8 protein-coding genes and 1 pseudogene are annotated in these 10,597 nt (G+C 68.7%); 4 read left to right on the top strand and 5 right to left on the bottom strand.

Annotated features, from left to right (window positions below):
* The 3 genes from C1I95_RS27450 to C1I95_RS27460 form a co-directional block, all read right to left on the bottom strand.
* On the bottom strand, window positions 1–1,588 hold a 1,588-nt coding region (locus C1I95_RS27450; RefSeq protein ID WP_111218038.1), incomplete at its 3' end, for a glycosyltransferase family 87 protein.
* Between the two features lie 169 nt (window positions 1,589–1,757).
* Window positions 1,758–4,601, bottom strand: a complete 2,844-nt coding sequence (locus tag C1I95_RS27455) for a transglycosylase domain-containing protein (RefSeq protein WP_111218040.1) — start codon at window positions 4,599–4,601, stop codon at window positions 1,758–1,760.
* A gap of 196 nt (window positions 4,602–4,797) precedes the next feature.
* The gene (locus tag C1I95_RS27460) at window positions 4,798–5,262 is read right to left on the bottom strand and encodes a DUF5318 domain-containing protein (RefSeq protein WP_111218042.1); all 465 of its coding nucleotides are present in this window, start codon (window positions 5,260–5,262) and stop codon (window positions 4,798–4,800) included.
* A gap of 173 nt (window positions 5,263–5,435) precedes the next feature.
* On the opposite strand from C1I95_RS27460, the gene C1I95_RS27465 reads away from it, so the two are divergent.
* The 4 genes and pseudogenes from C1I95_RS27465 to C1I95_RS27480 all read left to right on the top strand — a co-directional run bounded on the left by C1I95_RS27465 (window position 5,436) and on the right by C1I95_RS27480 (window position 8,107).
* Entirely contained in the window at window positions 5,436–6,074 is a 639-nt protein-coding gene (locus C1I95_RS27465; RefSeq protein WP_111218050.1) for a PadR family transcriptional regulator, read from the top strand.
* A gap of 23 nt (window positions 6,075–6,097) precedes the next feature.
* The gene (locus C1I95_RS27470) at window positions 6,098–7,177 is read left to right on the top strand and encodes an inositol-3-phosphate synthase (RefSeq protein WP_111218044.1); all 1,080 of its coding nucleotides are present in this window, start codon (window positions 6,098–6,100) and stop codon (window positions 7,175–7,177) included.
* Between the two features lie 176 nt (window positions 7,178–7,353).
* Window positions 7,354–7,845, top strand: a pseudogene (locus C1I95_RS27475) (DUF5753 domain-containing protein); the annotation flags it as partial.
* Window positions 7,846–7,849: 4 nt separating this feature from the next.
* Complete coding sequence (locus C1I95_RS27480) at window positions 7,850–8,107, top strand: DUF397 domain-containing protein (protein ID WP_111218046.1); 258 nt, start codon at window positions 7,850–7,852, stop codon at window positions 8,105–8,107.
* 178 nt (window positions 8,108–8,285) lie between these two features.
* On the opposite strand, the gene C1I95_RS27485 is transcribed toward C1I95_RS27480, so the two are convergent.
* Complete coding sequence (locus C1I95_RS27485; RefSeq protein ID WP_111218048.1) at window positions 8,286–8,765, bottom strand: methylated-DNA--[protein]-cysteine S-methyltransferase; 480 nt, start codon at window positions 8,763–8,765, stop codon at window positions 8,286–8,288.
* 310 nt (window positions 8,766–9,075) lie between these two features.
* A partial coding sequence (locus tag C1I95_RS27490; RefSeq protein WP_111218052.1) for a S8 family peptidase occupies window positions 9,076–10,597 on the bottom strand: 1,522 nt, incomplete at its 5' end.

Consider the following 10,597-nt stretch of genomic DNA (forward strand, 5'->3'; position numbering starts at 1 on the left):
GGGCGGTGGTTGCTCGGCGGCTTCGCCATCGGTCCAGCCAGGGTGCGTCGGGGCTGCCGTCGATCAGGCCACCGTCCGGGTCGTCCGGGTAGGTGCTGCGTACCGCGTCCCGCTCCGGGTGCAGGATCTCCCGCACGACCAGCACGACCAACGCCACCACGGTGACCAGGCGCAGGCTCGCGGCCAGCACGAAGACGCCCTCCGGGAAGACCGGCCGGCCGGTCGACGCACCGAGCAGCTCGCCGTAGAAGGCGACGAAGTAGCAGACCTCGGCGGCCTGCCAGACGAGGAACGCTCCCCACTTGGGCCGGGCGAGCACCACCAGCGGCAGCAGCCAGAGCACGAACTGTTGCGACCACACCTTGCTGAAGATCAGGAAGGCGGCGACCACGAGGAAGGCGAGCTGACCGAGCCGGGGCCGGCGCGGCGCGAGCAACGCGAGCGCGCCGATGCCGAGACAGGCCAGCCCGAACAGCGCGTACGACAGGTAGTTGAGGGTGGGGATGTTGGCGTCCAGCCACTGGAACGGGCCGAGACTGCCGGGGTCGCCGAACTTGCCGTCCAGGTAGCGGGCGATGTACCAGAGCGTTCCCCAGTCGATCGGTCGATCGGTGTTCAGCTCGAAGAAGCGTTTCCAGCCATCTCTGGTGGCTTCGGGAAGGGCCACCGGTAGGTTCACCGCCACCACCGTCACCGCGGCCGTGATGATGGACAGGAGGGCGGCCCAGACCCGGCCGGCTCGGATCGCGAGCACCAGGATCGGCCCGAGGATGAACAGCGGCCACATCTTCGCGGCGCCGGCGAGCCCGATCAGGACTCCGGCCAGGGCTGCCAGCAACAGTCCGGTGTTGACTTCGAACGAAAGGGCACGCGCGCGGTCGTGCCAGCCTTGCGGTAGCCATCGCTCGGGCAGGCGAATTCGCAGGGTCCGACCGGACCCGGTGCGGGCCCAGGCCAGTAGGCCGAATGCGGCCAGCCCGATGGCGAGCAGGTCCCAGTTGACGGTGGCGGTGAGCAGTAGTGCGGGGGCGAGCGCGAATAGCGCGGCGTCCCATGGTCGCCGGCGGCGCAGCGCCAGCAGCACCGCCACCGTGGCCACCGCCAGCGCACCGAGCACGAGGACGTTGAGGTTGTAGAACCACTGCCCCTGGTTGATCTCCGGGTTTCCGTCGCCTACCGCGTGCACCGGCAGTCCGAGCGCCCCCATGAAGTACCCGGTCAGCACCGGATACTCGACCGGATGGTCCCGGTACGGCACGGCACCCTCGTTGAGCCGTTCGGCGTAGTAGAGCGCCAGCACGTCGGTGTAGCAGAACCGGGTGTACTGCTCGTTGTTCGCCCACGCGCCGTCCTGGCAGGGCGACTTCTGCACCCAGTGCAGGGCGAGGGTCAGGCAGGTCAGCGCCAGGACGATCCGGACGGCCGTCCAGAACCTACGCTCCCCGCCACTCGGGCGTTTCCGCGCGACCGCGTGATCACCGAGCGGGCCGCCGATGAGTCCGGACAGCCCTCGGACGAAGCCGTCGGAGCGGGACGGGTGGTCGGGGACACCGGTTTCATCGATGCCTGGCGTCGACTGGGTGCTCATGACCGAGCATCCTGCCGTATCAGTTGACCCGGTAGAAGTCGAAACTGCGACGACGCGACGGATCGTCTCCCCCGGTTCCGGGGACACCCTCGCCGAAGTCGCCGTCGAGTACGCGAGACGCCGCGGGCGGCCGGACAAGTGTCCGACCGCCCGCGGCGTTGACGGGATCTCAATCCCGGTTTGTCGTTCTCGGTGGCAGCAACCCGCCACCACCACCGCCACCACCGTCCGGCGGCGGATCGGCGGGGAAGAGATCGACCGGGTTGCCGTTGTTGCCCCTGCCATTGCCGTTGCCGTTGCCGTTGCCGTTGCCGTTGCCGTTGTTTCCGCCGTTGTTGCCGCCGCCGAGCAGGCAGAGGAAGTCCGTCGGCTCGCACTGGCGCTGGTCATTCGTGGGCGGCGGAGGCGGTTCCTCGCCGTTGCCGGCGCCCTCGTCGCCGATCCCCGTGATGCTCGGCAGGTCGGACGCGTCGTACGCCTTCAGCGCCTCGTCCATGTACCGCTTCCACAGCTGGGCCGGCAAGGTGCCACCGCCGATGTTGCTGCCGCCACGGTCGACGATGGCCCGCTTCTTTGTGTCCCGGCTACCGATCCACACCGCTGTCGCGACGTTCTTGTCGTAGCCGACCATCCAGGCGTCCTGGTTCTTGCCGGTGTCGCCGAGCTGCCAAGTGCCGGTCTTACCGGCCACCTGCCGGTTACCCAGGCTGGCGTTGTTCTTGCCGGGGATCTCCTTGAGCACCGCGGTCACCTCGTCGGCCACCTCGGGGCGGATGACCTGTTTTGGATCGAGCTTCTCGCCCGTGCCGGGAACCTTGTCCCACTTGCCGGTTGCCTTGTTCTGCTTCTCCACGGTCTTCACGAAGTGCGCCTTGTTGTACTTGCCGCTGTTGGCGAGCGTGGCCAGGCCGTTGGCGTGGTCGAGCACAGTGACCGGGTACTGGCCGTAGGCGGCCACCCGGTCGAAGTATTCCGGCGCGAGCTCGCTGGGCTTGTTCTTGATCAGGTCGTGCACCCCGAGCTTGTCGTCCCACATCGTACGGATGCCGGCCCGGCGGGCCATGTCGATCACCTTGTCCGTGCCGATCTTCTCCGCGATGTGGAAGAACGGCACGTTGTACGACAGCACGGTCGTCTCCTGCAGGGTGCAGGACTTGTTACAGCTCTGCCGCACGTCCCGGTTCGCGTTCACGATCGGCTTCGCGAAGCCGTCTGGCGTGAACGGGGTGGCGTCCCAGCGGGACTTCACCGAGATGCCGGCGTCGATGGCTGCGGCCAGGGTGTAAACCTTGAACGACGAGCCTGGCGGGTGACCGCCCACGAGGGCACCGCTCTGGTCGGTGTTCAGACCCGCGTAGTCGAAGTCCGCGCCGCTGTTACCGCCGTAGTAGGCCAGCACCCGGCCGGTCTTCGGCTCGACGGACACCACCGCCGGCATCAGGTTCTTCGGTTGGTCCGCCAGGAACGACCCCTTGCGACCCACCTGGGCCACTTCCTCCAGGGCCTTCTGCATCTTCGGGTCAATGGTGGTGGTGATCCGGTAGCCGCCCTCGCGCAACTCGGTCACGCAGCTGGGCTTGTCCGGTGCGCCGGAGTTGGAGCAGAGGCCCCACTCCTCCATCTCCTTGCGGACGTAGTTGATGACGTTGCCGCGCGGGGACGCCACGCCGAAGCCGTTGTCCTTCTTGGGTTTCTGGACCTTCGGGTACTCGGTCGGGCGCTCCGGTTTGCCCGGCACGCCCAGCCAGCCCTCCTCGACCATGCCGTTGATGACGTAGTCCCAACGGATCTTGGCGTCGGTCGGGTTGACCTCGGGGTCGTACCCCTGGTGGGTTGGACTGATGTCGGGCTGCTTGATCAGGGCGGCGAGCACCGCGCCCTGCGCCGGGTTTAGCTTCTTGGCGCTGGTGTTGAAGTACGTCTGTGCCGCCGCCTCGATGCCGTACGCGCCGCGACCGAAGTAGATGACGTTGAGGTAGTTCTCCATGATCTGGTTCTTGGTGAACTGGTCGTTCAACTTGGAGGCGAGGATCGCCTCCTTCACCTTCCGGGCGTAGCTGTCGTCCTGGAGGTTCTCGTAGGCGTTGCGGGCGTACTGCTGGGTGATGGTCGAGGCGCCCTGCTTGTCCTTGCCGGAGAGGTTGTTCCAGGCGGCTCGGGCGATGCCCTTGTAGTCCACGCCCGAGTGCCGGTAGAAGTTGCGGTCCTCGGCGGCGGCGACGGCGTCCCGCACGTGCTGGGGGATGTTGTCGATAGTGACGAAGGTGCGGTTCTCGTTGCCGAGCTTGGCCACCAGGGTCTTGCCGTCCTTGGCGTAGACGGTGGTGGAGAGCGGCAGCGGGATCTCCTTGGGCATCACCACGTTGGTCGAGTAGTAGGTGAACCCGACCACGCCGATGCCGGCCAGCATGATGAAGACCGCGAAGCCGGCGATCAGCATGTTCATCCGCTTGCGCTTGCGGGCCCGGGCCGCCCCGCCCGGATCGCGACCACCGCGGCCGGGACCGGCCGGCCCACCGGGGCCACCGACGCTCGCCCGGGCCACCGCGGCCCGGCCGCCCACGGACGCCGAGCCGACGCTCGCCCGACCGGCCGACGCCGCGCCGACGGAGGCGGCACCGACCGAGGCCCGGCCCGCCGGCCCGCCCGGCGCCGGGCTCACCGGCACCGACGCGCGACCGCCCCGACCCGGGGCGGGTGAGACGGGCACCGAGGCCCGGCCGGGGGCCGGGGACACCGGCACCGAGGCGCGACCGGGCCCGGCACGGCCGACGGAGGCCGAGGCGCTGGCGGATCCGCCGCGCGGCGGCACGCTGGCCGAGCCACCAACCGAGGCCCGCCCGCCGACCGAGGCGCGGGCCGATGAGCCGGCGCCGTCCGGTCCGGTTGACCAGTTGACTCCGCGCGGATCACCACCCGGGCGGCGGTACGCGTCGTCCGCCTGCCCCGGGTCGTCCTGGCCCGGAAGCCGGGCCCGGCCGCGCGAGGAGCTGGGATCACCGTACGAGTTCATTCCTCACACCCTGCCGTCGCGGTGGAGCACGGTCGCGCCGCCACCGGTTTGCCGTGAGTTACGACACCAGCGAGCACGGCACGGGGGTGCCGTGGAACCAGCGTCAGATCCGAATCATTCGGACTATTCAGACTTGTGACTCGTCGGTCGCCCCGGCCGTTCACATCACGGCCGGGGCCGGCCGATCGAGCTCGGTTCACCGTTGCGCCTCTCGCCTTCGCCGGGCACTCATTCCACCAGCGGCGGCCACACCACTTTGCGTTTCATGCTCCGGCTCGCCGCCCGCGCCAACGGTCAACCCGTCCCGCCCGAGCAGGTACTGCTCGACGAGATGGTTCCAGTCACAGCCGAGGCACACCTCCACCACGAAGACCTGGAACTCACGCAGCGTCATCGCCAGCACCGACAACTCGGCCACCGTACGGGCCTGGCCGGCGGACTGCTTGAGTTCGTCCCCGTAAATGTAGTGGACGTGGGTGAGGTTCTCGCTCCGGCAAATCGGACACCGCTGGTCGGTGGGCTCGCCATGGAACCGAGCCGCGTTCTTCAGGTACGGAGACGCGTCGCACAGGTCATTGGTGCCGACGCGTCCGGCGAGGAGCTCGCGCAGCGCTGCTCGCTTCCGGAGCGAGTAGTCGACGACCTGGCGCTGCGTACGCATGCGGCAAAGGGTACGCGGTCTCGTGTCACGAGGCGACCACCGTGACGATCCGTGAGCGAGGCACACCGGAACAGGGGTTTGCTCCGACCCGAGCGAGACGCTACGGTGCGATGTATCGGTCCGATACATCGTGGCGGTTAACGTTCCACGCACAGGGTAAAGGGAGGGTGGCCGTGCTCGAACTCGCCATCCTCGGCCTGCTGCAGGAGGCCCCGATGCATGGCTACGAGCTGCGCAAGGAACTCACTGCCAAGCTCGGAGCGATCCGGGCCGCCATCAGCTACGGATCGCTCTACCCGACCCTGCGCCGGTTGCAGGCGGCGGGCTGGATCACCGAGGCCGCCGAGACACCGGCCACCGCCGAGGACGTCCCCGCGCTGACCAGCCGGCGAGGTCGGGTGGTCTACACCATCACCGCGGAGGGCAAGGAACGCTTCGCCCAGCTCATCGCACAGACCGGGCCGGAGACGTACGGCGACACCGGCTTCGGTGTGCACTTCGCGTTCTTTTCCCGCACCGACCAGGCGACCCGACTTCGGATCCTGGAAGGTCGCCGCCGCACCATCGAGGAACGTCGCGAGGGGCTTCGCGACATGCTGGGCCGGGCGGCCGAGCGCCTCGACGCGTACACGCTGGAGCTGCAGCGCCACGGCCTGGATGCCTGTGAGCGCGAGGTCCGCTGGCTGGAGGAGCTCATCGCCAACGAGCGCTCCGGCCGTGCCCCGACAGTCCCGCCCGACGGGACGGCCGGCGGCCGACGAGAAGACAACAGCCCGCCTCCGCCTGGAGAGACCAGGAAAGAGCGGCCGTGACAGAGAAGAAGGAGGCATACGCGATGGGCTCCGTCCGCGTCGCCATCGTCGGTGTGGGTAACTGCGCCTCGTCCCTGGTTCAGGGCGTCGAGTACTACCGGAACGCCGACCCGAACGACCGCGTCCCGGGTCTCATGCACGTCACCTTCGGCGACTACCACGTCTCGGACGTGCAGTTCGTCGCGGCGTTCGATGTCGACGCCAAGAAGGTGGGCATGGACCTCGCGGAGGCGATCGTCGCCAGCGAGAACAACACCATCAAGCTCTGCGACGTGCCGCCGACCGGTGTCGCCGTGCAGCGCGGCCCGACCTTCGACGGCCTCGGCCAGTACTACCGCGAAATCGTCGAAGAGTCGGACGCCGAGCCGGTCGACGTGGCCAAGGCGCTGCGCGACGCACAGGTCGACGTCGTCGTCTCCTACCTGCCGGTGGGCTCGGAGCAGGCCGACAAGTTCTACGCCCAGGCCGCCATCGACGCCGGCTGCGCGTTCGTCAATGCCCTGCCGGTCTTCATCGCCTCCGACCCGGAGTGGGCGCAGAAGTTCACCGACGCCGGTCTGCCGATCGTCGGCGACGACATCAAGAGCCAGGTCGGTGCGACCATCGTGCACCGGGCGCTGGCCAAGCTCTTCGAGGACCGGGGCGTCGAGCTGCTGCGCACGTACCAGCTCAACTTCGGCGGCAACATGGACTTCATGAACATGCTGGAGCGCAACCGCCTGGTCTCGAAGAAGATCTCGAAGACCCAGTCGGTGACCTCCCAGGTGCCGCACGAGATGGCCAAGAGCGACGTGCACATCGGCCCGTCCGACCACGTGCCGTGGCTGGACGACCGCAAGTGGGCGTACATCCGCCTGGAGGGTCGCTCGTTCGGTGACACCCCGCTCAACGCCGAGCTCAAGCTCGAGGTGTGGGACTCGCCGAACTCGGCCGGTGTCATCATCGACGCCGTTCGCGCCGCGAAGATCGCCCTGGACCGGAAGATCGGCGGCCCGATCCTGTCGGCCTCGTCGTACTTCATGAAGTCGCCGCCGGTGCAGTACGCCGACCACGACGCGCACGCCGCCGTCGAGGCGTTCATCGCCGGCGAGATCGAGCGCTGACGCGCCGACCACCAGCACCACCGAGGGCCGGGTCCGCACAAGGGCCCGGCCCTCGGTTTCTGCTCAGACCGACATCTCCAGGTACGGCGACAGCCGCAGCGCCAACTCCTCCACCGAGTCCACCTCGCCGCTTTCCAACGCACCGGTCAGCGCCATCCGCTCCTTGGCCCCCGTGCCCCGGCTTGCTACAAACCAGGGAGTACGCCGAGGCCGTCATCCGGGCGGCCGACGACGACCTCACCGACGACCAGCTTCAACGCTTCGTCGATCTGCGCATGAACCGCCAGCAGCGGCTGAGCCAGCCCGAGCCGATCCGACTCTCCGCCATCATCGACGAGGCTGCGCTGCGCCGTGTGGTCGGCGGACCCGAGGTGATGCGCGCCCAACTCACTCACCTCCGCACGCTGGCCGGTTGGCCGAACGTCGAGATCATGATCCTGCCGGTCGTCGCCGGTGCCCACGCCAGTCCGGACGGCACCTTCGATGTCTTCCGGATGCGCCGGCCATATCCACCTGCCGGCTGCATCTCCACAGTCGTCGGGACAGTCGTGGTCGAAGGAGAGAAGGCCGATTCGCTGCACCAGCGCTACGATCGGCTACGCCGGGCGGCGCTGCGCAACGGCGCCGTGCAGCGAATCCTCTTCGATCTGGAAGCGCGTCTGGAGTGAGCACATGGCGACCGCCGACCAACTGACCAACACCCGGCTGCCGGTGGCTTGGCACGTCAGCACCCGCAGCGGCAACGGCAGCGGCAACTGCGTCGAGGCCGGGCCGGTGCTCGACGGCAGCGGTCGGTTCGCCGTACGCGACACCAAAGACCGGTCCGGTCCGATCCTGCTCTACCCCGCCATCGGCTGGACCACCTTCATCGCCAGCCTTCGGACCACCCAGTTCAATCAGGCTCGCCTGACGGCGCGGACCACCTGCTAAGGAGTCCGAGCCGCGAGCCCTTTGGGGTTAAGCGGCGGCACCAACAGGACCGGCCGAAATCTTGGACAGTTCCCGTTCTCGGCTGACGGGAAGTGTCCAAGATCCGGCGGCCAAAGGGCTGAACGGGCACCGTCTCCCGGCGGGCAACGCGAGTTGCTTCCGACGGAAGCAGGTGCGGTCAGGACCAGGCGCGTTGCAGGGCGACGCGGGCCTCCAGCTCCAGCAGCTTGACCTTGCGGTCCAGGCCGCCACCGAAGCCGACCAGCTTGCCGCCGGCACCGATGATGCGGTGGCACGGCACGATCACCGGGATCGGGTTTCGGTTGCAGGCCACCCCGACCGCCCGGGCCGCGCCGGGATCGCCCACCCGCCGGGCCACCTCGCCGTAGGTCAGCGTCTCGCCGTACGGGATGCGGGTCATCTCCCGCCACACCGCCCGCTCGAACTCGGAGCCGCGCGGCACCGTCACCGGCACCCCGAACTCGCTCAGCTCCCCGGCGAAGTACGCCCGCAGTTCCGCCACGGCCTGCCGGGACACCTCGTCGACCGGCTCGGCCACGGCGTGCTCGACCGGTCCGAAGTGCGTCCCGCACACGCTGTCCCCGTCAGTGGCCACGGAGAACTCCCCGATCGGCGAGTCGAGCACGGTCCAACGCATACCGCCATTGTCCCCCGACGGCCCGACAGCTCCGACACCCCACCGCCCAACGCGCACGTCCGACGACCCCCGGCCCGCACAGCGCGGCCTCCGGCCCAAGGCCGCGGAGCCGCGCAGCGTCGCGGCTCCCGGCCCGCGGCCGGACGGCGCGCGATCTTCCGGCGGCCGGCTGCGCGATCTTCCGGCGGCCGGCTCACGCCTGCTGGCACGCGGGAGCCGGGTCGGCTGCGGCCCTAAAGGGCGACGCCCGCCGGAGCGACCCCGATGTCACGGGGCGCTCCGGCGGGCGCCGGATGTGTTGTGCTGGACCTCAGGAAACGGCGACGGTGAACTTCTCGCCCTTGCCGAGCCCCAGTTCGAAAGCGGTCCACCTGATGTTCTTGTTCGAAATCAGCTGGCTGGTGCCGGACGCGCCGGCGGAGACCGCCTGGTCGTCGGAGGCCCGGAGGAAGACGGTGCCATCCGCGTTGTAGTCGAGGAAGTCGAAGAGCTCCCAGAGACCGATGGAGGAGCTCTTGGCGATCAGCGGCTTGGTGCCCTTGCTCTGCGCGACGACGTACTTGCCGTTGGCCAGAGCCTTCAGGCCGAACAAGCCGTCACCCTTGCTGACCAGCTCGAACTTTGCCGCCTTGGTGACCGTCTTGCTGCTGGGGATCAGCGGCTTGCTGCCGTTGCTCGCGGCCACGACGTACTTGCCGCTCGCCTTCGACCTGATGCTGACCACCGGAGCGGGCGCCTCGATCTCAAACTTCTCGTTGGTGCCGACCTTGGTCTTGTTCGCGATCAGCGACGACTTGCCGGACTTCGGCGCCGTGACGTACTTGCCGTTGATCTTGGCCTTGAGGCTGACCGTACCGTCGGTGTGATTGATGATCTGGAACTTCGCCGAGGTGACGATCGTCTTGTTGCTGGCGATCAGCGGCTTGGTGCCCTTGCTCGGCGCGACCACGTACTTGCCATTGGCCTTCGAGCGCAGCGCGACCAGCCCGCTGCCGGCGTTGACGAAGTCGTACCGCTGCGCCGTGCCCAGGCCCCCGCCGTTGTTGACCAGCGGCTTGGTGCCCTTGCTGACAGCGGTGGCGTACTTGCCGTTGGAGCGGGCCTTGAAGCCGTACCCGCTGCGGGCGGGGGTGACCGAGCCGACGGTCAACACCCGGTCCATCGAGCCCTTCCGGTCGTGCACCGCGCCGGCGATGCCGGTGGTGACGATCCGGTCGCGGACCTGCTTCGGCTTCCAGGTCGGGTTGGCGTGCAGCAGCAGGGCTGCGGCACCCGCCACGTGCGGGGCGGCCATCGAGGTGCCGTCGAACGCCACGCTGCCGGTGTTGTTGTTGTGCCGCGCCGAGACGATGTTCACCCCGGGGGCGAACATGTCGATGCACTTGCCGTAGTTGGAGAACCAGGCGCGCATGTCGATCCGGTCGGTGGCGCCCACGGTGATCGCGTCCGGCACCCGGGCCGGCGACACCTTGCAGGCGTCCATCCAGTCGTTGCCGGCGGCGATCGCGTAGGTGATGCCGGAGTCGATGGACCGCTTGACCGCCGCGTCGAGCGACGGGATGGCCTTGATGTCGCCCAGGCTCAGGTTGGCCACGGCCGGCTTCTTGGCGTTCTTGGTCACCCAGTCGATGCCGGCGATGACCTGCTCGGTGGTGCCGGTGCCGTCACAGTCGAGCACCCGTACGCCGACGAGCTTGACCCCCTTGGCCACACCGTACTTCGCGCCGCCGACGGTGCCGGCCACATGCGTACCGTGGCCGTTGCAGTCCCGGCCCACGGCGTTGGTCTGGATGGTGCCAGGGTCGGTGGGCTCAGTGGGGTCCACGGTGGGG

This window comes from Micromonospora craterilacus, from assembly GCF_003236315.1.
In the GTDB taxonomy this organism is placed as follows: Bacteria; Actinomycetota; Actinomycetes; order Mycobacteriales; family Micromonosporaceae; genus Micromonospora; species Micromonospora craterilacus.

Bases quoted from the DNA above. Each gene is read 5' to 3' on its own strand.
- C1I95_RS27470 (WP_111218044.1), top strand. From the start codon at position 6,098: ATGGGCTCCGTCCGCGTCGCCATCGTCGGTGTGGGTAACTGCGCCTCG.
- C1I95_RS27480 (WP_111218046.1), top strand. From the start codon at position 7,850: ATGGCGACCGCCGACCAACTGACCAACACCCGGCTGCCGGTGGCTTGG.
- C1I95_RS27460 (WP_111218042.1), bottom strand. From the start codon at position 5,262: ATGCGTACGCAGCGCCAGGTCGTCGACTACTCGCTCCGGAAGCGAGCA.
- C1I95_RS27455 (WP_111218040.1), bottom strand. From the start codon at position 4,601: ATGAACTCGTACGGTGATCCCAGCTCCTCGCGCGGCCGGGCCCGGCTT.
- C1I95_RS27485 (WP_111218048.1), bottom strand. From the start codon at position 8,765: ATGCGTTGGACCGTGCTCGACTCGCCGATCGGGGAGTTCTCCGTGGCC.